Source organism: Rhodocyclus gracilis (assembly GCF_009617575.1).
Taxonomy (GTDB): domain Bacteria; phylum Pseudomonadota; class Gammaproteobacteria; order Burkholderiales; family Rhodocyclaceae; genus Rhodocyclus; species Rhodocyclus gracilis.
Map to the genome: position 1 here is coordinate 121,945 of NZ_WIXJ01000002.1, position 24,322 is coordinate 146,266.

The following is a 24,322-nucleotide window of genomic DNA, read 5'->3' on the forward strand; positions in this document are numbered from 1 at the left end:
TAGATAACGCTCACGAGGACAATGCCCTCGCGGCAGAAGTTGCGGAGATCAGTAACCGATATTGAACGCCGCGACATCGACGCGCACATGCTCGCGCGCCAGAACCAGCGCCGCGCTGCGTGCAAAGCGCAGCGCCCACGCGTCGGCCTCGATGAAATGCTGTTCGCCGCCGTAACGGGCAACATTGAGAATCTTGTCGATGATCAGCACCTTACCCACCGGATTGCTGGGCTCGCATTCCAGGTCGGCGAATTCGCGGTCGAACCAGCGCCGCGCCTCCTCCGGCGACCCGTCGTTCAATTCGCTCTCGGCAAACCTGAAGACATAGTCACGGTTCTCGCCAAAGGCCACGGTTACTTGATAGTGCATTGTCTCCTCCTGGGTGGTCACTGCTTTGTTGGTATGACAGCTATTCTATGCGGAATTGCCCGTCGCCGAGCCAGTGCCAGCGCAGGCAAAACGCGGCGTTGGCATCCATCGCGGCAGCGCGCACATCCGCCGTGGGTGACAGACCCAGCACGCAGCGCCTCGCTCACCACGCTGGCTCGCGGCACGGCGAAGGGGCTGCCAGCGATCAGCTATAATCGGCGCCCGACAACGTCTGCCGCAACTCTTCGGGCTGCGGCCTGCAACCGTGGCCACATCGAATTCTTCTGCCTCACCCGTCTCTGGCGCCCCAGCCAACGTATCGGCCAACGCCCCCGCCGCTGCCGGCGCATCGCACCTTGCGCCCATCCTCGCTGCCGTCGCGCTTGATCTGCCAGCGCTGCCCAAGGCCGGCGAACGCTACGTCTTGCCGCCGCTGGCGGGCTCTGCCGACGCGCTGGCGATTGCCCGTCTGGCCGCGCAATCGCCCGGACAACTGCTCGCCGTCATCAGCGCCAGCGCTGCCGACGCACAGCGGCTGCAAGAGGAAATTCCCTGGTTCGCGCCGGGGCTACGGGTTCGTCTGCTGCCGGACTGGGAAACCCTGCCCTACGACCGTCTGTCACCGCACCACGACCTGATTTCGGAACGCCTGGCAACGCTCTACGCCGTCATGCGCGGCGACTGCGACGTGCTGCTGGCGCCCGTAGCCACGGCGGCCTGCCGTCTGGCGCCGCCGCAGCATCTGGCGGCACACACCTTCTTTCTGACGAAGGGCGAACAACTCGATGCCGAAGCGCTGCGCGCGCAGCTGACGCTCGCCGGCTACGCCCACGTCACGCAGGTGGTCTCGCCCGGCGAATACTCGATCCGCGGCGGGCTCATCGACCTCTTTCCCATGGGCTCGCCACTACCGTACCGCATCGACCTGTTCGACGACGAAATCGAGAGCATCAAGACCTTCGACGTCGACACGCAGCGTACGGTCTATCCAGCACCGGAGATCCGTCTGCTGCCGGCGCGCGAATTCCCGCTCGACGAGCGCGGTCGTGCCGGTTTTCGCCAGCGCTTCCGCGAGCGTTTCGAAGGCGATCCAGCGCGCGCCTCGCTCTATCGCGATGTGTCCAATGGCGTTGCACCGGCCGGCATCGAATACTGGTTGCCGCTGTTCTTTGAAGAGACGGCGACGCTGTTCGACTATCTGCCGGAAAACGCCACGCTGATCGCGCACGGCGACGTACCACAGGCGCTGCGCTCGTTCTGGCAGGACGCCGAAGCGCGTTACGCATTGCTGGCCGGCGACCGGACGCGGCCCCTGCTGCCACCGGGCGAAGTCTTTCTCGCCGAAGAAGCGTTCTTCGTCGCCGCCCGTCGTCATGGCCGCCTGTCGATGGTTCGCGGCAATACCGGCAGCACCACCGTACCGCCATCTGTCGCCGTCGACCGTCGGGCCGACGATCCCCTGAGCCAGCTGCGCGCCTTCCTGACGAGCTTCAAGGGCCGCGTCCTGCTGCTGGGCGAATCCGCCGGCCGCCGCGAAACGCTGGCCGAACTGCTCGCCGAGCACGGCCTCAAGCCAGCCGCCAGCGCTGATCTGGCGGGATTTTTCGCCAGCGACGCGCGTCTCGCGCTGACCGCTGCGCCGCTCCAGGAAGGCTTCATCCTGCACGCTGGCGAGGCGGCTGACCCACGCGAAGCCATCGCTTTCCTGACGGAAAGCGAACTCTTCGCCGGCAGCCCGGCGCGCCGTACGCATCGTCAAACGCAACGCCGCGCCTCCGTCGAAAACTGGCTGCGCGACCTGACCGAGCTGAAGGTCGGCGACCCCGTGGTGCACGAGCAGCACGGCATCGGCCGCTATCAGGGGCTCATTTACCTCGACCTTGGCGACGGCGATACCGAATTCCTCGAACTGCACTACGCCGACGGCAGCAAACTCTACGTACCGGTCGCGCAGCTGCACCTGATTTCGCGCTATTCCGGCAACGACCCGGAAAACGCACCACTGCACTCGCTCGGCTCGCCGCAGTGGGAAAAAGCCAAACGCCGCGCCGCGCTGCAAGCACGCGACACCGCTGCCGAACTGCTGACGCTCTACGCCGCGCGTGCAGCCCGCCAGGGGCACGCTTTTGCCTTCAAGGCCAGCGATTACGACGCCTTCGCCGACGGCTTCGGCTTCGACGAAACGCCCGATCAGGCCGCCGCCATCGCCGCCGTGATCGAGGACATGAAATCGGGCAAGCCGATGGATCGCCTCGTCTGCGGCGACGTCGGTTTCGGCAAGACCGAGGTCGCCCTGCGTGCCGCCTTCTGCGCCGTCGCCGGCAACAAGCAGGTCGCCGTCCTCTGCCCGACGACGCTGCTCTGCGAGCAACACTACCGCACCTTCTGCGACCGTTTTGCCGACTGGCCGGTGCGGATCGCCGAACTGTCGCGCTTCCGCTCGGCAAAAGAATCGACGCAAGCCATCGCCGAACTGGCCGACGGGCGGCTCGACATCGTCATCGGCACGCACAAGCTGCTGCAAAAAGACGTGCAGTTTGAGCGACTCGGGCTCGTCATCATCGACGAGGAGCACCGCTTCGGCGTGCGCCAGAAAGAAGCGCTGAAGGCGCTGCGTGCCGAGGTCGACGTGCTGACGCTGACAGCGACACCGATCCCGCGCACGCTCGGCATGTCGCTCGAAGGTCTGCGCGACTTCTCGGTGATCGCCACCGCACCGGAAAAACGCCTGGCGATCAAGACCTTCGTCTACCCCTTCTCCGACGGCATCCTACGCGAGGCGCTACTGCGCGAATTCAAGCGTGGCGGCCAGGTGTACTTCCTGCACAACGAAGTCGACACCATCGAGAACATGCGCGAGCGCATCGCCAGCCTGGTGCCGGAAGCGCGCATCGTCGTCGGTCACGGCCAGATGGGCGAGCGCGATCTGGAGCGCGTCATGCGCGATTTCACGCAACAGCGCGCCAACCTGCTGCTGTGCACGACGATCATCGAAACCGGTATCGACAATCCGCACGCCAACACGATCATCATCAACCGCGCCGAAAAATTCGGTCTGGCGCAGCTGCACCAGTTGCGAGGCCGCGTCGGTCGCTCGCACCACCAGGCCTACGCCTACCTGCTGACGCAAGACGAAGGCGCCCTCTCCAAGCAGGCCAAGCAACGCCTCGAAGCCATTCAGGCAATGGAAGAACTCGGCTCCGGCTTCTTCCTCGCCATGCACGATCTGGAGATCCGTGGTGCGGGCGAAGTCCTCGGCGAAAACCAGTCGGGGGAAATGCAGGAGGTCGGCTTCAACCTTTACACCGAGATGCTCAACCGGGCCGTCGCCGCGCTCAAGCAGGGCAACGAACCCGACCTGACGCAACCGCTCGGGCTGGCGACCGAAATCAACCTGCACATCCCGGCGCTGCTTCCCGACGCGTACACCCCGGACGTGCACGAGCGGCTGACGCTCTACAAACGCCTCGCCAACTGCAACAGCAGCGACGACATCGATGCCATGCAGGAAGAACTGATCGACCGCTTCGGCGAACTGCCGCCGCAAGCGCAGTGCCTGCTGGCGACGCACCGCATCCGCCTGCGCGCAAAACCGCTGGGAGTGGCAAAGCTCGACGCCACACCAACGCAAATCGTCGTTCAGTTCGTCGCCAACCCGCCGATCGATCCGATGCGCATCATCAATCTGATCCAGAAACAACGCAGCTATCGGCTGGCCGGGCAGGACAGGCTGATCCTGACACGCGCCAGTGCCAACCTGAGTGACAAGATCGGCGCCATTCGCGAGATGTTCCGCCAGCTGGGCGGATAGTCGCCCGCATCGCGCGGGCGTAGCGCCAAGGGCGCCTACGGACGTAGCAACGGACAGCGGCCGTCGGCGACGGGGCGGAACACCTCGTCGCCGGGAACGACCCGGTCGATCACCAGGATGTCCAACGGATCCTTGATTTCCTCGGGCGTCCGGACGTGGGTCAGGTAAAGGTCGTGCACCATGCGGCCATCTTCGCGCAGACGCGCGTTGCGCATGATCGGATCGCTGATCGGCAGTTCGCGCATCATCTTGACAACCTTGATCCCCTCGTCCGAATTGCCGGCGGCGACGGCCTTGAAGTAGTGCGTGAGCGACGAATAGACGCCGGCCTGGGCATCGCTCGGCATGACGCCGGCGCGCTCGAAGAAACGCTGCGACCAGCGCCGCGCCGCGACGTCCTGATTCCAGTAAAACGACTGCGCCAGCCGCATTCCCTGGGCGAGTTGCGGCGTAATCAGCTGCACGTCGCCCAGCGTACCGATAATGACCGCCAGCGTCGTCTTGCCGCGGCTGACCGCCAGTAAATCGAAGCTCTCGCGCACCGCCCGCACCATGTCCTGACCGGCATTGAGCAGCGCAATCACCTCGGCGCCTGAGGCCACCGCCTGCCGCAGTTGCGGAAACAGGCTCGCCGCCCCGCGCGGGTGGCGCACGCTGCCGAGCACCTTGCCGCCGCGCGCCCGAATGACGCTCGCCAGCACGGCTTCGACGTTGCGCCCGAATTCGTTGTCGACGGTAATGAAGAACCAGCGGCGCTGCCCTTCGTTCGTCAGCGCCTTCGCCATCAGCGTGGCGTAAGCCTGCCCGTTGAACAGCCAGTGAACGCCGGTCGCCGCGCACGCTTCGCGCGTCAGGGCATCGCTGGCGACCGCGTTGTAGAACACCACGGCGCCGCGCTTGCGGTTGATCTCCTGCACCGCCGCCGCCTGCGGCGAACCGACCACATCGCCGATGACATCGACGCCTTCGTCGTAGAGCCATTGTCGGGCGATCTGCGAGGCGCGCGTCACGTCATTGCCATGATCGGCAAAGACCAGGCGAATCGGACGCCCGGCGACCTTGCCGCCGACATCATCGATCGCCATCTGCGCGGCGATGACGGAGCCCTGCCCGGTGAAATGCGCGTAGCTCGAATGCATATCGAGGAGCAGCCCGACACGGATCTCGCCATCAGAAATCTCTGCCTGCGCCAACCCCGCCTGAAACAGCGAAAAAAACAGCAAGGCCCAGTGCCGTAAGAGCCGGATGGCTGACGTGGCCGGCATTTCCCGCCGTTGCCAGAAGGTGGTCAAACGCCTCGGAACGCAAGCCAGCGGAGCGCATTCGATCAAGCTCGACTCCTTGGAGAAAGGCGGGCTGGCGATGATAATGGCGTCGCCGACTTCCGGCAAGCCAAGTCAAAACGCATGTCGATCGTCAAAACCGTGGCTCCTGACGTGTCCATCAACACGAAAAAATCGAGCGCTACCGCCCTGCGGCAGCTGCGGCGCGCGCGCGTACTGAACATCGTTTTCGCACTGGCGAGCATTGCCGGCGTCGCGCTGGTCGTTGCCTTCGAACGCTTCAGCGTCCTGCAGGAAGAATACCTCGCCGCCAACTTCGACAGCGTACATAGCGCCCGGACACTTCTCAAAACGCGCAGTTTCCTCGATATGGCCGCGCAAGAGCTAGACGATGCGCGCGGCGACCCGACGCACCGAGTCGAAAACATCAATCGTGCCATCGGCCACCTGATGCTGGCAGAGAACTACGCGGACGAAGGCGGCAACGACGGCAAGGAACGCCGGCGCGCGCTGTTCGCCCGCATCCAGAGCACGCGCCTTGCCATCGAAAACGAACAGCGCAGCCATGCCGGACAGCCCGCGACGGCGCCCCACCAGCTCGACCACGTGCGCGAACTCGCCGCCGAAGCCGGGATAAACGAGCTGGAGAGCTGGGGCAACCTGTCAGCGCTGAACAACGCGCTCGCCAACCGGATGCAGCAGATCCGCATCTTCATCATTTTCTTCGTCGCCCTCTTGCTACTGATCCTCGGCGGGCTGGCGCACATGCTGATGTGGACGCGGCGTGCCGAAATCGATCTGCGGCGCGCCAAGCTGGCGACCGAAGTCATCCAGCAGACGACGCTCGACACCTCGCCGATGGGCATCGTCTATATCGACACGTCGAACATGGACGACCGCCGCGTCAGCGTCGTCAATCAGCCGATGGCGAAGATGTTCGGCTACCCCATCGAGAGCATGATCGGCCTGAAGGTCGGCCTGCTCTACGCCGAGCCGGGCACCTACGAACGCTTCTCGCGGGAGAAGCCTCCTCTGCTGGCAGCCGGCAGCGTTGTCCGCGAAGAAGTGCTGATGCGCCGACGCGACGGCAACCATTTCTGGTGCTCGCTATCGATCAAATCGATTGACCCCGGCGACATCACGCGGGGGGTGGTGTGGACCTGCGAAGACATCAGCGAACGCAAGGAAGTCGAGCGCCAGCTGATGCAGGCGCGCGAACACGCCGAAGCCGCCAGCCGCGCCAAAAACGAGTTTCTCGCCAACATCAGCCACGAACTGCGCAGCCCCTTCGCCGGCATTCTCGGCATGCTCGAGCTTCTCCAGCGCACCCCGCTCGACGACAGCCAGCGCCGCTACACGCGTCTCGCCGAGGACGCCGCGCTGCACATGCAGGTGTTGGTCAACGACCTCCTCGATCTGTCGCGCATCGAAAGCGGGCGCATCTTCCTCGACGCCGCCCCCTTCGACCTGCCCCGTCTGCTCGCCAACATCGCCGAGCAATACCGCGAACGCACCGAGTCGCGCGGCCTCGCCTTCGTGCTCGACTCACACGATGTGCAGGTCGAACGACTGCTCGGCGATCCGGTACGTCTGCGCCAGATCATCGAAAACCTGCTCGGCAACGCGATCAAGTTCACCCGCACCGGCGAGATTCGCCTCGAAGCAACCTGCGTCGTCAGCGGCAAGGAGACGGCGCGCCTGCAACTGCGGGTCATCGACACAGGCATTGGCGTCAGCCCTGCCCTGCACGAGCAAATCTTTGACAAATTCGTGCAGGTCGATCCGTCCACCACACGCACGCAGGGCGGCGTCGGGCTCGGGTTGGCGATCTGCCGGCAACTGCTCAATCAGATGGGCGGCCAGATCCGTGTCGACAGTCGCCCCGGCGAAGGCTCGTGTTTCTCGGTCGACGTCGAACTACCGATCGCCAGCGGCCCGCTTGGCGAATTGCTCACCACCGGCGGCAACGCAGACGGTGATCTGCGCCAGAATCTTCTCTTGCCAAGCCCTACCAACCTCACGCCGAGCGTACTGCGCGGCGTTCGCGTACTGCTCGTCGACGATCAGGAAACAACGCGCGTCGCCTGCGCAGAACTCTTGCGCGATGCCGGTTGCGAAGTCTGCGAAGCCGCCGATGGCGACGCCGCGGTCGAGCAAGCCCTGCGTCAGAAACCGGCCCTGATCCTGATGGACTGCCAGATGCCCGGCACCGACGGCTATCAGGCGACACGCCGCATTCGCGCTGCCGAAGCGGCCGATGCGCGCGGCGAACACACGCCGATCATCGCCCTGACCGCACATGCCACCGCTGCCGACCGCGCCAAATGTCTGGCGTCAGGCATGGACGACTACCTCACCAAACCCGTCGCGAGTGCGCTGCTGCTCGGACGCATGGCCGCCTTCCTCGCCAGCAAGCGCATGGCGGCATCAGATCCTGCCGAAAGCGCAACCGCCCTCCCGCGCCAGCGGCCGATGGCGACGGACGGCGCCGCGTTTTGCGGCACCCTGCTCCTCGTCGAGGACAACCCGGCGATTCAGGAAGCGACCCGCCATCTCCTGGAGCAGGCGGGCTGCACGGTCGTCGCCGCCGACGACGGCGAAGCGGCGCTATCTGCGCTCGCCGCGCAGGAATTCGACCTCGTCCTGATGGACTGCAAGCTGCCGACGCTCGACGGCTGGGAAGCCACCCGCCGCTGGCGCTCGCACGAACGCCAGCAACGCCTCGCCCCTACCGCCATCATTGCACTGACCGCCGCCAACGACGAAGAAACGCGCGAACGCTGTGCCGCCGCCGGCATGAACGGCGTCCTCGTCAAGCCCTTTGCGGGCAGCCAGTTGATCTCGCTGCTGACCTGCTGGCTCGGCGAAAGCAGCGCGCCGCCATCGTCGGCGGACGAATCAGCCCCGCCGCCGGCGCTTCCATCGGCGTGAGCGGGAACGCTGAGACAGCAAAGCGCCGGGTCCGGCGGCGATTGCCGCAGCGCAGCGTTGGCGAAGCGGGTAAACTCGCGGGTCTACCGCGTTGCCCGCCGACGCTCCTGCTGCGCCTTGCCGCTGCCGCTCTGGCTACTTTTTGACCGACGCCTCTGACTACGCTTATGACGACTCCCGATATCGACAACATCAACGTTGCCGCCTTCGACCCGATGCCGACGCCGGACGAAATCCACGCCCGTTTGCCGCTGACGGCAGTGGCGGCCCGCACTGTCCGAGACGGACGCGCCGCCCTGCGCGGCATCCTCGACCGCACTGACCACCGCCTGTTCGTGGTCGTCGGCCCGTGCTCGATCCACGACCCGGTCGCCGGCCTCGATTACGCGCGTCGGCTCAAGGCGCTGGCGGACGAAGTCAGCGATACCCTTTTCATCGTCATGCGCGTGTACTTTGAAAAGCCGCGCACGACCACGGGCTGGAAAGGTTTCATCAACGATCCGCACATGGACGACTCATTCCGCATTGACGTTGGCATGGAGCGCGCCCGTCGCTTCCTGCTCGACATTGCCGAACTCGGTCTGGCCGCAGGCACCGAAGCGCTCGACCCCATTGCCCCGCAGTACCTCGGCGACCTGATCAGCTGGACCGCCATCGGCGCGCGCACCACCGAGTCGCAGACCCACCGCGAACTCTCCTCAGGCCTGTCGACGCCAGTCGGCTTCAAGAACGGCACCAATGGCGATATCGGTATCGCCGTCAACGCCATCGTGTCCGCCTCGCGCCAGCACAGCTTTCTCGGCATCAACGAATGCGGCCGCTCGGCGGTGGTGCGAACGCGCGGCAATCGCTACGGCCACCTCGTCTTGCGCGGTGGCGACGGACGCCCGAACTACGACACGGTATCGGTGCAGATTGCCGGCGAAGCGCTCGCCAAAGCCGGTCTGCCAGTCAACATCGTCGTCGACTGCTCGCACGCGAACAGCTACAAGAAACCCGACCAACAACCGCTGGTGCTCGAAAACGTCGTCAATCAGATTCGCCTCGGCAACCGTTCGCTGATCGGCGCCATGCTCGAATCGAACATCGTCGCCGGCAACCAGCCGATCCCCGACGATGTCGCGAAGCTGGCCGACCTCACCTACGGTTGCTCGGTGACCGACGCCTGTATCAGCTGGGAAACGACTGAAAAAGCTCTGCGCGAAGCGGCCGCGCGTCTGCGCGACGTGCTGCCCGGCCGCCAATAAACTCGCCCCATGACTACACCCACCGTGAGCCGCGACCTCCTGCTGATCGGCGCGGCCGTACCGACCTTCCTCCTCGACCGCACGGCCGCCGCGACCGGCGCCCAGCGTATCGAACCCACCCCGCCGCAAGCCGTTCGCCTGCATGGCGCGACGCGCACGCCGGCTTTCGATAACGAGATCGCCCCCCTCCTCGAACAGGAAAAGCTCGACTGGGCCTTCATCGACAGCGGTCGGCGCCTGAGCGATTTCGGTCTGATCGTCTTCGATATGGATTCGACGCTGATCACCATCGAATGTATCGACGAACTGGCCGATTTCGCTGGACGCAAGGCAGAAGTATCGGCCATCACCGAGGCGGCGATGCGCGGCGAGATCGACTACAGCGAAAGTCTGGGGCGCCGCGTCGCCGTTCTCGCCGGCCTCGATGCGCGCGTGCTGGCGCGAGTCTTTGCCGAGCGTCTGCACCTCTCGCCCGGAGTCGCGACGCTGCTCGAACATGTGCGTCATGCGGGACTGCGTACGGCGATTCTCTCCGGTGGTTTCACCTATTTCACCGAGCGGCTGCGGATCGAACTCGGCTTCGATTTCGCCACATCCAACCGCCTCGAAATCGCCAACGGACGCCTCACCGGCCGCGTCATCGGCGAAGTGGTCGACGCGACGGCCAAGGCGGCGCATCTGCGGCGCTTGCGCGAAGAATTCGGCCTGCAACGCGAGCAGGTCATCGCCGTCGGCGATGGCGCCAACGATCTCTTGATGATGGCCGAAGCCGGACTGTCCGTCGCCTTTCGCGCCAAACCGGCAACGCGGCGCGGCGCCGACGCCTCCCTCAGCTTTGGCGGACTCGACCGCATTGCCGTCCTGCTCGACGCGCCACCGCTGCCGACGGCGCACGCCTGATTTACCCATAACTCGCCCACAACCCACCGCAACTGCCAGTGATTCGCACACACGAGAGCGACAGCCTGCATCCTTTGTAACATTTGCTTACCAGAATAGCGGCGCTCACTGGCATGCCAACGACGATGAGCGATTACGACGAGTCGGCCGAGGCCCCTGAAAAGGCAAGACGCCATAGTCGAATGTCGTATAAAGTCGCCCCTTAACGAACTGTCTGTCAGCTTACAGGCAGGCTCGATCTTTACAATTTGTAATTTTCTGACAGCAGACCATGAAAGAATTTCAGGAAGTCGCCCACTGGCTCGGTCAGCATCGGGCCTTGCATGCCGTTCCGCTCGTCGAGAGTCTGCCTGCACCCGCCTTCCGGATGGAGGGGCACGACCACGTTTCTTTCAGCAGCAACAACTATCTCGGACTGGCCGCGCATCCGCGCATGATCGCCAGCGCCCGCAAAGGTCTGGAACGTTACGGCGTCGGCAATTGCGAATCGCGTCTGCTGGGCGGCGATCTCGAAATCTACGGCCAGCTCGAACGCAAACTCGCCGACCTGAAGGGCAAAGACAGCGCCCTGATCTTCGCCACCGGCTACCTGACCAACCTCGGCGTCCTCGGCTCCCTCGTCAAGACCGCGCAAGTGGCCCGCATGTACGGCTATCGCCGCGCCGGCCGCCATGACTACGCGTATTTTTCGGACGAATACAACCACGTCAGTATCCGCGAAGGTATCCGCCTGTCGGGTGCCGACCGTCTGACCTACCGCCACCTCGATCTCGACCACCTCGACACGCTCCTCACCGGCTCGCAGGCGATGACCAAGATCATCGTTACCGACGGCGTCTTCAGCCAGGACGGCGATATTGCGCCGCTGCCCGAACTGCTCGCCATCGCCGAGCGCCATGACGCCATGCTCTACGTCGACGACGCGCACGGCACGGGCGTGCTTGGCAAAACCGGTGGCGGCATTACCGAGCATTTCGGCATCAACAGCGAGCGTCTGATCTGCATGGGAACGCTGAGCAAGGCGTATGGCGCCATCGGCGGCTTCATCGCCACCGACTCGTACATCGGCGACATCCTGCGCCTGACCTGCCCGGCCTACGGATTCACCTCGACCCTGCCGCCGGACCAGGTGTTAGCCGTCAGCGAAGCCATCGACATCGTGCGCGAAGAGCCCGGCCTGCACCTCAGCCTGTGGGAAAACCAGCGCTACTTCGTCGAACAGATGTCGCATCTTGCCTACACCCTGATCGCGACGAGCACGCCCATCGTGCCGATCCTGATCGGCGACGAAGCGCTGACCGACCACTTCTCCGACCTGTTGCGCGCCGCACATCTGCACGTCGACAGCGTCAAATTCCCCGCCGTGCCCCGCAATCAGGGGCGTTTGCGGGTCATCCTGAACGCCGGCCACACACGGGAGCAAATCGACCGCCTCGTCAGCGAACTGGCGGCGCATCAGGGTTTGCTGATCAGCGCGGCGGCTTAAGCCGCCCTAGGCTCACCTGAGCCAATCCTTGCGGCTCACCCCTGCCGCAGGAAATCCCGCACCAGCGCAATCTGGGCCGCGTCGAAGAACATCGGCGCGTGCCCCACACCGGCCACTTCAACGGTTTGCGCGCGCGGTCCCCGCGCCGCCATCTCCGCCAGCGTCTCGGCGCTGAGGAGATCGGAGAGCGCGCCCCGCACCACCAGCGTCGGGCAACGCACGCGGTCGTAATACGGCCACAGGTCGATGTCACCACCGTTGGCCTGAAGGCGAAAATTCTCGGCGATGCGCGGGTCGTAGCGCATATTCCAGCGCCCATCGGCCATCGATTTGATGCTCGACTCCGTCAGTCGTCGCCAGCCGTCATCCCCCAGATCGCCAAACGCGGCGCAGACGAAGCGCAAGAAACGCTCGGCCTCATCGACGGAGGCGAAACTCGGCGCCCGGCCGACGTACTCCCCAATGCGACGCAAGCCCTCCGCCGGCAGAAACGGGCCAACGTCGTTGAGCACCAGACGCGTCACCGGCGTGTCGTCGAAGCTCGCGATGATCATGCCGATCAGGCCGCCCATCGACGTCCCGAGCCAATCGACCGATTCAACGTCGAGCCGCGCCAGCAGCGTCATGAGATCGGCGATGTATTGCGGAAACTCGTAGTAACGCTGATCCACCAGCCAGTCGCTGTGGCCGCGCCCGACCACGTCGGGGCAGATGACGCGATAGCCGTCCGGAACGAGTTGCTCGGCCAGCAGCGAAAAATCCTCGCCATTGCGCGTCAGACCATGCACGCACACCAGGGTGCGTGGCGCCGACGGCGCGCCATACTCGCGATACGCCATGCGATGCACACCGGCCGCCGAAACGCAGCGCACATCGCGCTCGCGCACGCTGATGACTGGTGGCTTGCTGGCTGGCTCCGGCGGTCCTCGCATCATCGGCTCCCTGAAGGTGACGACTGGCATCCACCGTCGCACATCGCGTGCCCGGCTCGCCGCCAGTCTAGCAGCATGTGCGCGCCAACCATCATGACAAATGCAATACAGCGCAGCCGCCACCTACGGTGTATTCCAGTAATGCCGGTGCGTCTGGCGATAGGCGCTCGCCGTCAGCACATCGCTCACGCAAAAATGGATGGCGCCATCGCGATCACTGCGCCAGTGACGGGCCTCGGCATAGCGGGCGAGCACCTCGGGGGCTGGATGGCCGAAGCGATCGCGATAGGCGGCCGAAAAGACCACGTCTCTCGCCGCGACGGCGCTCACGAAAGCCGGTGTCGACGACGAGCGACTGCCGTGATGCGGTGCGACCAGCACGTCGCTGCGCAGCGCTGCCGGCGCACGCGCCAGCAGAGCCGCTTCGTCCGACGCCTCGATATCGGCCACCAGCAAGGCGGATCGCCCGCCGGCGCTCTCCACGCGCAAGACGCAGGATAGATGATTACTCGCCTGCGCCCGCTCGTACGCGTCCGGCAGCGGGTGCAGCACGCGAAAGCGTACGCCGTCCCACGCCCAGGTTTCCCCGGCGCGACAGCGATCACCGCCAAGCTCCTGCATCGAGCTTAACGTCCGCACGACAGGCAGCGCGGCCATCACCGACGCCGTTCCGCCGGAATGGTCGTTATCGCGGTGCGAGACAAGCAGGGTATCGAGGCGCGTCACGCCCGAAGCCCGCAAGAACGGCACAACGACGCGCCGCCCAGCGTCCGCATCGGCGTGATAACGCGGCCCGGTATCGTAGAGCAGCGAATGCGTCTGCGTGCGGACGAGCACGGCCAGTCCGTGCCCGACATCGAGCACATCCAGCCAGAATTCGCCCGCCGCCGGACGCGGCGCCGGCACTGTCAGAGCCGGCAGCATGAGGAAAGCGCCCACCCAACGGGCCGGAAATCCGCGCGGCAACAAGAGACAAAGCACGCCCAAGAGCGCCAGCAGCGTCGCGCCCAGCGAAGGCGCCGGCTGTTGCCAGAGCGGCCACTCCGCCAAGGACTCCAGGCAAGCCATGAGCAACGACAGTACCGCGTGGTCGAGCCCGATCAGGGGGGGCCACGGCAGCGCCGCAAAAAGCAGCGCCAGCGGCGTAATGACAAAGCTGACCAAGGGAATCGCCACGGCATTAGCGAGCGGCGAAACCAGCGAAAACTGCTGAAAAAGCAGCAGCAGGAGCGGTAAGCTACCGACCGTTACCGCCCACTGTGTCGTGCCCCACTGCGCGAGATGCCCGCGCCAGTCGCGCCACGCCGGCACCGCGCCAACGCGCGGCGTACCGACGTACAGCAACACGCCCACCGCGCCAAAGGAAAGCCAGAAGCCAACCGACAAAACCGCCCACGGGTCGCATAAAAGTACCGCCAACAGCGCCAGCAGCAAGGTCCGCGCGGCACCAAAATGGCGTCCGGAGCATAAGGAAAGCGCGACGACGCTCAGCATGTACAGGGTCCGCTGAGCCGGCACGGCAAATCCCGCCAGCAGCGCATAAGCACAGGCCGTCAACCAGCCGGCGACGATAGCCGCGCGTTGCGCTGGTTGCCAGAGCATCAGACGCACACTGCGCCGCCATAAAAAACCGACCTGCGCGCCGCACAAGGCAGCCAGCATCGTTACATGCAAACCAGAGATCGACATCAGGTGCGTCACCCCGGTGCGGTTGAAAAGACGCCACTGACTCTCCGGAATCGCTTGCTGTTCGCCAATCGCCAAGGCTTCGAGAACTCCGGCATAGGGCGCGTCGCCCAATGTGCGGATGAAGCGCTCGCGCAACACGTCACGCGCCCGCTCGACCAGCACCGCAAACGAAGGAACGAACGCCGCCAGCCGTTGCGGCGGCGAGCGCGAACGCACATACCCCGTCGCCCGGATACCGCGCTCGAACAGGGATGCCTCGTAATCGAATCCGCCCGGATTGGCGCCACCGTGCGGACGCTTCAGGCGCACCGTAAAGCGCCAGCGCTCGCCCGGATGCAGCGGCGGCGTCGCGCGTTGCGACACATCGTTCGCCGTCGCAGCGTCGGAGGCATCACCTAGCTCGTCGCCCTCGTCGTCCCACGCGTGATACCAGGTCAGCAGCACACGCGAGGGGAGTTGCAACGGCGCAGCGGGGGCGGCGAGATCTGCCGGATTGTCCGCTCGCCCGGAGGCGGTCGGCGCACTCGGCGAATCCGATGCATTTGATAAATTCGACGAATTTGATGCGTTCGTCACGCTCGACGCCAACTCCGCCGACTCGATCATCAACTCGAAACGCTCGCCACGTGCAAAGCGCTGCGGCAGGCTGGCAACGACGCCAGTCAGCCGGATGTCCTGCCCTTCGAGCGCCGCCGGCAACGCATCGTCGAGTCGCTCGGCGGCACGCCATGCCGCCCACGAAAAGCCCAGCCCGGCGGCCGCACCGGCCAGCGCCAGCCATGCCAGCACGCCGAACGTCACAGTTCGCCGCCCGACGGTGAAGATGAGTAGCGCCGTCAGTACGGCGACGAGCGCCACGGCGAGAATCGCCGGCCGTGCTGGCAATTCGGGGAGCTGTTGCAGCAATACCACCCCGCCAGCGAAGGTGCTGATCGACAGAAGCGAGGGGTCGCGGACGGGAGCGGGGACCGAGGCATGCATCGCCCCGATTACAGCAGAAATTGCCTATGGCATAAACAGGCGGCACATAAGGCCCCGCATAACGCCCTCTCGGCGATACAGGCGCGGACGATTTCCCGTAGAGCAGACGCGACCAGCCGCCGCGCCAGCGCGCGTCAGTGCGGCGCCGTGACCTCGGCGAGTGTTTGCAGAAGGCCGTCGCGCAAGGTCAGGATGCGATCGGCACGCGCCGCCAGCGCCAGATCGTGGGTGACGATGACAAAGCTCGTGCCGCGCGCGCGTTGCAGATCGAGGGTCAGATCGAAGACGCTTTCCGCCGTCTGCCGGTCGAGGTTGCCGGTGGGTTCATCCGCCAGAACGCAGGCAGGGGCGGTCACCAGCGCGCGCGCAATCGCTGCCCGCTGCCGTTCGCCGCCGGAGAGTTCGCCGGGGGTGTGGCGGACGCGGTGCGCCAGACCGACATCGCTCAGTGCCGCCTGCGCGCGCGCCAATGCCTCGTCACGCGGCATGCGTCGGATCAGCAAGGGCATGGCGACGTTCTCCAGCGCCGTGAATTCCTGCAACAGGTGGTGGAACTGATAGACGAAACCCAGATGCTGGTTACGCCAGACGCCGCGCTCGCGTTCGGAGAGGCCGGCGAGCGAACGCCCCATCAGTTCGACGCTGCCACCATCCGGCGTATCGAGGCCGCCAAGCAGATGCAGCAAGGTGCTCTTGCCAGAGCCGGAGCTGCCGACAATCGCCACGCGTTCGCCACGAGCGATGTCGAGATCGACGCCTGCCAGCACGGGCACGGCTTCCTCGCCCTGCCGAAAAACGCGGTTCAGACTGCGTGCCGAAAGAACGACCTCACTCACTTCTCTCACTTCATTCATAACGCAGCGCCTCCGCTGGATTAACGCGCGCTGCGCGCCAACTGGGGTAGAGCGTCGCCAGCAAGGACAGGAAAAAGGCGACGACGGTGATCGTCCCGACATCGCCCCATTGCAGCTCCGAAGGCAACTCGGAGATGTAATACACCTCGCGCGACAGGAACTGCGTGTGGAAGAGGCGCTCGATGAACGGCACCACCACATCGATATTGCTGGCCAGCGCGACGCCACCGGCGACCCCGGCGGCCAAGCCGATGGAGCCGATCAAGGCGCCCTGCACCATGAAGATCGCCATGATGCTCGCCGGGCTGGCGCCCAGCGTGCGCAGGATGGCGATGTCGGCCTGCTTGTCGGTCACCGCCATGACCAGCGTGGAGACGATATTGAAAGCCGCGACGGCAACGATCAGCGACAGGATGATGAACATCATCCGTTTTTCGATTTCGACCGCGCGGAAGAAATTGGCGTGGCTTTGCGTCCAGTCGGACAGATAGGCGTCAGTGTCGAGACGCGAGGCGAGATCGCGCACCACCAGCGGCGCGGCGAAGAGATCGTCGAGCTTCAGGCGCACGCCCGAGACGCGATCACCCATGCGATAGAGCAGCTGCGCGTCCTCCATGCGGATCAGCGCCAGCCCGCTGTCGAACTCGAACATGCCGACTTCAAAAATCCCGCCAACCGTAAATGTCTTCAGACGCGGCACGACGCCCGCCGGCGTGACGACGCCTTGAGGCGCGACCAGCGTCACCTTGTCGCCGACCGTCACCGACAAGGCGCGCGCCAGTTCGGAGCCCAGCACGATATTGAAGGAGTCCGGCTGCAGCGAATCGAGGCTGCCTTTTTTCGTGTGGGCGCGAAATTGCGCGACTTTCTCTTCTTCGTCGGGGAGGATGCCGCGCACCATCACGCCGCGCACGGCGGAACCAAAGGAGAGCATGCCCTGCGCCTGCACATAGGGCGCCGCCGCCAGCACGCGCGGATGCGTCGCCGCCTGCTTCGCCACCTCTTGCCAATCGCTCATTTCGCCATTGGCACCGCTGATCTGCACGTGCGAGACGACGGACAAGATGCGTTCGCGCAACTCGGTCTGAAAGCCGTTCATCACCGACAGTACGACGATCAGCGCCGCCACGCCCAGCGCCACGCCGGCCATCGAAATCAGCGAAATGAAGGAGATGAAGTGATTGCGCCGTTTGGCGCGTGTGTAGCGCAAACCGACCAGCAGTTCGTAAGGCGAGGCCATCGGCAACGATATCCGTGAATTCGAGAGAGTTGGGCTGAGCCCCCGCAACGCTGGCCGCCGGACAGTCCGTGGCGCGGCAACGCCGCGCCCGCGCGCCAAGGGCGCCTCGCAGCAAGGCGGGCATGAGGCAACCAAGGCCGCGAAGGTCTGGCCAGAGCGGCCGCCGCCCGGGTAGCGAGTGCGGCAAAGGCGCCATGTTACACTCATCGCGCCCGTTTTCGCGGCGGCCCGGCCTGCTGACAGCCATCGCGACAGCGCCCATTCTTTCTCCCAGCCCCGCCTCTGCATGCCCCCAGTCCCGCACCTCACCCTGCTGGTTCCCGAACTGTTGCGCCCTCCCGCAGCGGCGCAAGGGCATGCAGGCGAGGCGCGCGCACCTCAACTCGAGAAACTGCTGGCACGCAGCCAGCGAACGCAGACCTCACCGCGCCCGTTTGAAACACTGCTGGCTGAAACACTCGGCCATAACGAAGCCGACGGTTACCCCCTGCCCTTCGCCGCCTGGCGGCGGCGAGGTGACGGCCTGCCTGACGAAGCTGGCTGGCTCTGCGCTGACCCGGTGCACCTGCGCTTTCTCAAAGAACGCATGGCGCTCGCCGATAGCCACCGTTTTTCGCTCGGCGACGACGAAGCAAAGGCGCTGGTCGCCGCGCTCAATGCGCACTTTGCCGGCCGTGCCGAATTCGTTGCCGGCGCTGCCGATCACTGGTACTTGCGGCTAATAGCCAATGACGCGCAAACGTCAGCCGAGGCCTCGCTACCACAAAGCGCTCCGCCGCCCGACATGCAGAGTCTCGCCCTGCCGCCCTTGTCGGCGGTCTCGGGGCGCGGCGTGAGTCAGCAACTGCCGCAAGGCGCCGCCGCCCGACCCTTGCGCCAGCTGCTGCTGGAAGCCCAGATGCTGCTCAGCGCCCATCCGCTCAATACGGCACGCAGCGAGCGCGGTGAACTTCCCATCAACAGCCTCTGGCTATGGGGGAACGGCGCCACAGCATCCGCGCCAGCCATCTCGGCAGACGCCCTCGCCACCGCCTACAGCGACAACGCGCTGGTACGCGGTCTGGCCGGCGCTTCCGCCCAGACAAAAACCGCCGCCCTGCCCGGCGACGCCAGTGCGTGGCTCGCGGCACAAGGCGCGCAAAACACGCCGACGCCGCACGCACTCATCGTCTGCGACGCGCTGCTCGGCCCCGCTCACTACGACGACGAAGCTGCCTGGCAAGCCGCCCTCGCCGATCTCGAACAGCGCTGGTTCGCACCGCTGGCCGAAGCGCTGTGGCGAGGGCGCTTGTCGCGCCTGACGCTGCTCTCCACTACCGTCTTTGGCGTGCTGCGCTGGCAAGCCAACCCGGCGGCCCGCTGGCAGTTCTGGCGACGCCCGCAAACGCTGGCACAACTTGCCTGCCACTTCGCTGCCAGCGACTCCGCTTCCCCTGAAGAATCTGCTGCAAGGACTTCGCCATGACCCGCATCGTGACTCGCCCCATACCGCCGCGCGCGCAATGGCAACTCGAACAGGAAGGCGTGCATCCGCTGCTGGCGCGCCTGTACGCGGCACGCGGCATCCGCTCGCGCGACGAACTCGACACCTCGCTGTCGGCGCTTCTGGCTCCCGCCACGCTGACTGGCGCCGCCGAGGCGGCCGTCCTCTTGGCCGATGCCATCGAAGCCGACGCCCGTATCCTCATCATTGCCGACTACGATTGCGACGGCGCCACGGCCTGCGCCGTTGGCGTGCGAGCCCTGCGCGCCTTTGGCGCCCGCGTCGATTTTCTCGCGCCCAACCGTTTCGACTACGGCTACGGCCTCTCGCCGCTGATCGTCGAACTCGCCGCCAGCGCCGACGCGCCGCCTGACCTGATCGTCACCGTCGACAACGGCATCGCCAGCGTCGAAGGCGTCGCCCGCGCGCAGGAGCTTGGCATCGCCGTTCTGGTCACCGACCACCACTTGCCCGCCGAAACCCTGCCGGCGGCCGACGTCATCGTCAATCCGAACCAGCCGGGTTGTGACTTTGGCAGCAAACATCTGGCCGGTGTCGGCGTCATCTTCTACGTGATGCTGGCGCTGCGTGCCGAACTGCGTAGCCGTGGCGCCTTCGCTGAGGGCGCCAAGGAGCCGAATCTGGCCGCCCTGCTCGATCTCGTGGCGCTTGGCACGGTCGCCGACGTGGTGCGCCTGGATCGCAACAACCGCATTCTCGTCAGCCAGGGCCTGCAACGCATCCGCGCCGGACGGCTGACGCCCGGCCTGCGTGCGCTGTTCACGGCCGCCGGGCGTGAGCCGGCCAAAGCATCGGCCTTCGATCTCGGTTTCCTCGTCGGCCCGCGCCTGAACGCTGCGGGACGTCTCGCCGACATGTCGCTCGGTATCGAATGCCTCATCACCGAAGACGAGACACGCGCGCTGGCGATTGCCCAGCAACTCGACGCACTCAACCGCGAGCGTCGCGAAATCGAAGCCGGCATGCAGGAACAGGCCCTCGCCTGGCTGGCGCAAGCCGCTGCGGCCATGAGCAGCGACAGCGCCGGTGTCTCGCTTTTCAACGCCGAGTGGCACCAGGGCGTCGTCGGCATTCTCGCCTCGCGCATCCGCGAACGTCTGCACCGGCCGGTCTTCGCTTTCGCGCGCGGCGAGAACGGCGAAATCAAGGGCTCGGGCCGCTCGATCCCCGGACTGCATCTGCGCGATGCCCTCGATCTCATCAGCAAGCGTGCGCCGGGATTGCTGTTGCGCTTTGGCGGCCACGCCGCAGCCGCCGGCGCGACCTTGCGCGAAGCCGATTTCCCCCGCTTCCGTGAGCTATTCGCGGCAGTAGCCGGCGAACTGCTGTCGCCCAGCGACATGACACAAACGCTGGAAACCGACGGCCCGCTCGAAGCCGGCTACTACGCTCTCGACACGGTGCGCCTGCTCGAAAACGAGGTCTGGGGACAAGGCTTCCCGCCGCCGGTCTTTGCCGACGACTTCGTCGTCGAAAGCCGGCGCCTGCTCAAGGAAAAACACCTGAAACTGCGACTGCGCAAAGGAACGCAGCACTTTGACGCTATCCGCTTCAACGCCACCGAATCGCCGGACGGCAACCGCGTGCACGCCGCCTTCCGCCTGTCGATCAACGACTACAACGGCGTGCAGAGCACACAACTGATGATCGAGAGCTTCGCCGACGCCTGAACGGACGGCGGCTCAGTGAAAATCACGGCTCGCTGTCGGCACGCGGCCGAGCCAGGCCGACAGATCGACCAGCCGCTTGGCGACAAGGTGCACCACCGCGCCCTCGCGGCTGATCTGGCCGAACACTCCCAGGAGGCGGGCTGACAGCAACTCACGTCGCTGCCGCTCGACCAGCGGCGCGTGGACGACAACATTCGTCAGCCCGCTTTCGTCTTCCAGCGTCACAAAAATGATGCCGCTCGCCGTTCCCGGCCGTTGCCGACAGGTAACGATGCCGGCCACGCGCACCAGTTGCCGGTCGCCCGCCGTGCGCAACTCGGCGGCACAAAGGAAGCGTCGCGCCTGCAAGGCCCTGCGCAACAAGGCGAGCGGATGGCGACCCAAGGTCAGCCCCAGACTCGCATAATCGGCGACGATATCCTCGCCTTCGCTGGGCACCGCCAGCAGCGGCGCCGGCGCATCGGGCGCCGCAGCCGCGCCGGCGCTGCTGAGCAGATCCAACTGCACCGGCGCATCGGCCGCCGCCCAGGCCGCCGCGCGACGATGCCCGGCAATCCCGGCGAGCGCGCCAGCCGCGGCCAGCGCCTCAAGGTCGCCACGCGACAAGGCGGCGCGCACGGCCAGATCGTCCACCGAGCGGAATGGCACAAGACGCCGTGCGCCCACGATACGTGCGGCGCCAGCGTGACTGAGCCGGGCAATGCCGGTCAGCCCCAGACGAACGCCCTGCAAGGCGTGCGGTGCGGCCTCGTCCCCGCGATGCGTCGTCTGGGCGACGAAGGCGAGGGGCGGCTCTTGTGCCGGTATCGGCGATTGAGGCCCCTTCTGCCTCGACTCTTGCGTCCGCGCCAGCCTCGGCTCGAGCGTCGCCTCAACCGCGCTCGCCTGTACATCGACCGGCCGTACCTCGACGCCATGCCGGACCGCGTCGCGCACCAGCTGCGCCGGCGCGTAGAAGCCCATCGGCTGGCTGTTGAGCAGCGCACATAGGAAAGCGTCGGGACGATGGCATTTGAGCCAGGCCGAGACATAGACGAGCAGCGCGAAGCTCGCCGCGTGCGACTCGGGAAAGCCGTATTCGCCAAAGCCGCGGATCTGCGCACACAGGCGCTGGGCAAAGGCCAGCGCATAACCACGTTCGCGCATGCCGGCGATCAGCTTTTCCTCGAAGGGTTCGAGGCCGCCCTTGCGCCGCCACGCGGCCATGGCGCGGCGCAGGCGGTCGGCCTCGCCCGGCGTGAAGCCGGCGGCGACGACGGCCAGTTGCATCACCTGCTCCTGGAAGATCGGCACGCCGAGCGTGCGCCCGAGCACCTCGGCGATTTCCGGGCGCATCGGCTCGATGGTCTCGCGTCCGTCGCGCCGGCGCAGGTAGGGATGCACCATGTCGCCCTGGATCGGGCCGGGGCGCACCAGCGCCACCTCGATCACCAGATCGTAGAACTGGCGCGGTCTCAGCCGCGGCAGCATGGCCATCTGCGCGCGCGATTCGATCTGGAAGACGCCGACGGTGTCGGCGGCGCAGATCATGTCGTAGGTCGCCGGGTCTTCCGGCGGAATCTCGTCCATGCGCCGGCCGACGAGATCGAGCGCGCGGCGGATCGCCGAGAGCATGCCGAGCGCCAGCACGTCGACCTTGAGCAGGCCGAGCGCGTCGAGGTCGTCCTTGTCCCACTGGATCACCGTGCGCTCGGGCATCGCCGCGTTCTCCACCGGTACCAGCCGCGAGAGCGGCCCGCGCGACAACACGAAACCGCCGGTGTGCTGCGACAGGTGGCGCGGAAAGCCGCGCAGCGCCTCGGCGAGCGCCAGCCACTTGGCAACGCGCGGACTCGCCGGGTCGAGGCCGATCTGCGCCAGCCGTTCGGGCAATTGCTCGCGCTTGTCCCACCAGGCCAGCGTCGAGGCCAGCGCGTCGATCTGCGCCGGCTCGAAGCCGAGCGCGCGACCGACGTCGCGCAGCGCGCCGCGCGTGTGGTAGCTGATCACCGCCGCCGCCAGCGCGGCGCGGTCGCGACCGTACTTCTGGTACAGATACTGGATCACCTCCTCGCGCCGCTCGTGCTCGAAATCGACGTCGATGTCGGGCGGCTCGCCGCGTTCCCTGGAGATGAAGCGCTCGAAAAGCAGGTGCGAGCGCGCCGGGTCGACCTCGGTGACGCCGAGCGCGTAGCACACCGCCGAATTGGCCGCCGAACCGCGCCCCTGGCAGAGGATGCCGCGACTGCGCGCAAAGCTGACGATGTCGTAGACGGTGAGGAAGTACGGCTCGTAGCCGAGTTCGCCGATCAGCGCGAGTTCATGCTCGACGCGCTTGCGCACCTCCGGCGGCACCGCTGATGGCACCGAATCGCCGTAGCGCCGGGCCAGTCCGCGCTCGGTCTCGCTGCGCAGGAAGGATGCCGGCGTCTGCCCGTGCGGGACGACTTCCTCGGGGTATTCGTAGCGCAGTTCGTCGAGCGAAAAATCGCACTGCGCCGCCACGTTCAGCGTTTCGGCGAGCAGTTCGGGCGGATACAGGCGCGACAGGCGTAGCCGCGTGCGCAGGTGCCGCTCGCCGTTGGCGAACAGGCGCTCGCCAGCGGCGAAGACGCTGGTGCGGTGGCGGATCGCCGTCAGCACGTCCTGCAAGGGACGACGGGCGCGCACATGCATGTGTACATCGCCCGCCGCGACGGCCGGCAAGGCGCAGGCCTCGGCCAGCGCCAGCAGCGTGGTAAGCCGCCCGCGATCATCGCCCGTTGCATGTAACTCGACCGCCAGCCAGCAGCGTCCAGCGAAACGCTCGGCGAGAAACCGACCCTCGGCGCAAAGCCTCTCCCATGCGTCCGCCGCCTCGTCGGCCAAGGCGCCCCCCGCTTCACGGGCGTGCTGCACGCCCGAGGGCGGTGGCACCCACAGCGCCAGACAATCCGGCACGGCGCCAAGAGCCTCCTCCCATGCGCCAGCCGGCGGCGCAGTCGCGGCGCGTGCCGACTCTTCGCGCACGACAAAGGCCGGTGTGGCCAGATCGCCGCGCAGCAGGCGGTACGACCCCTTGCTCGCGCGTCGCCGCGCCAGCGTGATCAGCGCCGAGAGATTGCCGTACCCGGCGCGGTTCTGTGCCAGCAGGACGAGGCGACACCCCTCGCGATCTTCGCCGCTGCCTCCAGGCGTTTGGCTCGCCTCACCATCGGTACGGCCATCGAGACGGAATTCCGCGCCAATGATGAGGCGCAGGCTATGTGCCCGCGCTGCCCGGTGCGCACGCACAACGCCCGCCAGCGAGCACTCGTCGCTGAGGGCGAGCGCCGTGTAACCCAAGGCGTGCGCGCGCGCGACCAGTTCTTCCGGATGCGACGCGCCGCGCAAAAAAGAGAAATTCGATACGCAATGCAGTTCGGCGTAATCGGGCAAGGCGCCGGGAGGATGACTATCCACGCCCC

General features: G+C 66.1%; 14 protein-coding genes. 7 read left to right on the forward strand and 7 right to left on the reverse strand.

Going from position 1 to position 24,322, the window contains the following annotated elements:
- Positions 1 to 48: 48 nt before the first annotated feature.
- On the reverse strand, positions 49 to 369 hold the full coding sequence (locus GHK24_RS03795) for a hypothetical protein (protein WP_153469284.1): 321 nt from the start codon (positions 367 to 369) through the stop codon (positions 49 to 51).
- Positions 370 to 733: 364 nt separating this feature from the next.
- Between GHK24_RS03795 and mfd the strand changes: the two genes are divergently transcribed.
- Positions 734 to 4,180, forward strand: coding sequence for a transcription-repair coupling factor (gene mfd, locus GHK24_RS03800; protein ID WP_422917818.1), 3,447 nt, complete (start codon positions 734 to 736; stop codon positions 4,178 to 4,180).
- A gap of 35 nt (positions 4,181 to 4,215) precedes the next feature.
- Here mfd and GHK24_RS03805 read toward each other — a convergent pair whose 3' ends face one another.
- Positions 4,216 to 5,445 (reverse strand): ABC transporter substrate-binding protein, encoded by a 1,230-nt coding sequence (locus tag GHK24_RS03805; RefSeq protein ID WP_153469290.1) that lies wholly within the window; start codon positions 5,443 to 5,445, stop codon positions 4,216 to 4,218.
- Positions 5,446 to 5,586: 141 nt separating this feature from the next.
- On the opposite strand from GHK24_RS03805, the gene GHK24_RS03810 reads away from it, so the two are divergent.
- The 4 genes from GHK24_RS03810 to GHK24_RS03825 all read left to right on the forward strand — a co-directional run bounded on the left by GHK24_RS03810 (position 5,587) and on the right by GHK24_RS03825 (position 12,027).
- Complete coding sequence (locus tag GHK24_RS03810) at positions 5,587 to 8,394, forward strand: hybrid sensor histidine kinase/response regulator (protein ID WP_153469293.1); 2,808 nt, start codon at positions 5,587 to 5,589, stop codon at positions 8,392 to 8,394.
- 167 nt (positions 8,395 to 8,561) lie between these two features.
- Complete coding sequence (locus GHK24_RS03815) at positions 8,562 to 9,641, forward strand: 3-deoxy-7-phosphoheptulonate synthase (protein WP_153469296.1); 1,080 nt, start codon at positions 8,562 to 8,564, stop codon at positions 9,639 to 9,641.
- Between the two features lie 9 nt (positions 9,642 to 9,650).
- The gene (gene serB / locus GHK24_RS03820) at positions 9,651 to 10,541 is read left to right on the forward strand and encodes a phosphoserine phosphatase SerB (RefSeq protein ID WP_153469299.1); all 891 of its coding nucleotides are present in this window, start codon (positions 9,651 to 9,653) and stop codon (positions 10,539 to 10,541) included.
- Between the two features lie 271 nt (positions 10,542 to 10,812).
- Positions 10,813 to 12,027, forward strand: coding sequence for an aminotransferase class I/II-fold pyridoxal phosphate-dependent enzyme (locus tag GHK24_RS03825; RefSeq protein ID WP_153469302.1), 1,215 nt, complete (start codon positions 10,813 to 10,815; stop codon positions 12,025 to 12,027).
- A 35-nt stretch (positions 12,028 to 12,062) separates the two neighbouring features.
- Here GHK24_RS03825 and GHK24_RS03830 read toward each other — a convergent pair whose 3' ends face one another.
- The 4 genes from GHK24_RS03830 to GHK24_RS03845 all read right to left on the reverse strand — a co-directional run bounded on the left by GHK24_RS03830 (position 12,063) and on the right by GHK24_RS03845 (position 17,723).
- Complete coding sequence (locus GHK24_RS03830) at positions 12,063 to 12,962, reverse strand: alpha/beta fold hydrolase (protein WP_194286368.1); 900 nt, start codon at positions 12,960 to 12,962, stop codon at positions 12,063 to 12,065.
- A 120-nt stretch (positions 12,963 to 13,082) separates the two neighbouring features.
- Positions 13,083 to 15,629 (reverse strand): DNA internalization-related competence protein ComEC/Rec2, encoded by a 2,547-nt coding sequence (locus GHK24_RS03835; protein ID WP_153469308.1) that lies wholly within the window; start codon positions 15,627 to 15,629, stop codon positions 13,083 to 13,085.
- 134 nt (positions 15,630 to 15,763) lie between these two features.
- Entirely contained in the window at positions 15,764 to 16,483 is a 720-nt protein-coding gene (lolD, locus tag GHK24_RS03840) for a lipoprotein-releasing ABC transporter ATP-binding protein LolD (protein ID WP_153469311.1), read from the reverse strand.
- Positions 16,476 to 17,723, reverse strand: coding sequence for a lipoprotein-releasing ABC transporter permease subunit (locus GHK24_RS03845; RefSeq protein WP_153469314.1), 1,248 nt, complete (start codon positions 17,721 to 17,723; stop codon positions 16,476 to 16,478). The genes lolD and GHK24_RS03845 overlap by 8 nt, the downstream gene beginning before the upstream one ends.
- 286 nt (positions 17,724 to 18,009) lie before the next feature.
- Here GHK24_RS03845 and GHK24_RS03850 point away from each other — a divergent pair, with 286 nt between their 5' ends.
- Positions 18,010 to 19,188: a hypothetical protein gene (locus GHK24_RS03850; RefSeq protein WP_153469317.1), complete on the forward strand. Its 1,179-nt coding sequence runs from the start codon at positions 18,010 to 18,012 to the stop codon at positions 19,186 to 19,188.
- Positions 19,185 to 20,897 carry a single-stranded-DNA-specific exonuclease RecJ gene (gene recJ / locus GHK24_RS03855; RefSeq protein WP_153469320.1) on the forward strand — a complete coding sequence of 571 codons (1,713 nt, stop codon included), beginning with the start codon at positions 19,185 to 19,187 and terminating at the stop codon, positions 20,895 to 20,897. The genes GHK24_RS03850 and recJ overlap by 4 nt, the downstream gene beginning before the upstream one ends.
- Positions 20,898 to 20,909: 12 nt before the next feature.
- Here the strand turns inward: recJ and GHK24_RS03860 are convergent, their stop codons facing one another.
- On the reverse strand, positions 20,910 to 24,317 hold the full coding sequence (locus tag GHK24_RS03860) for an error-prone DNA polymerase (RefSeq protein WP_340666090.1): 3,408 nt from the start codon (positions 24,315 to 24,317) through the stop codon (positions 20,910 to 20,912).
- Positions 24,318 to 24,322 lie beyond the last annotated feature (5 nt).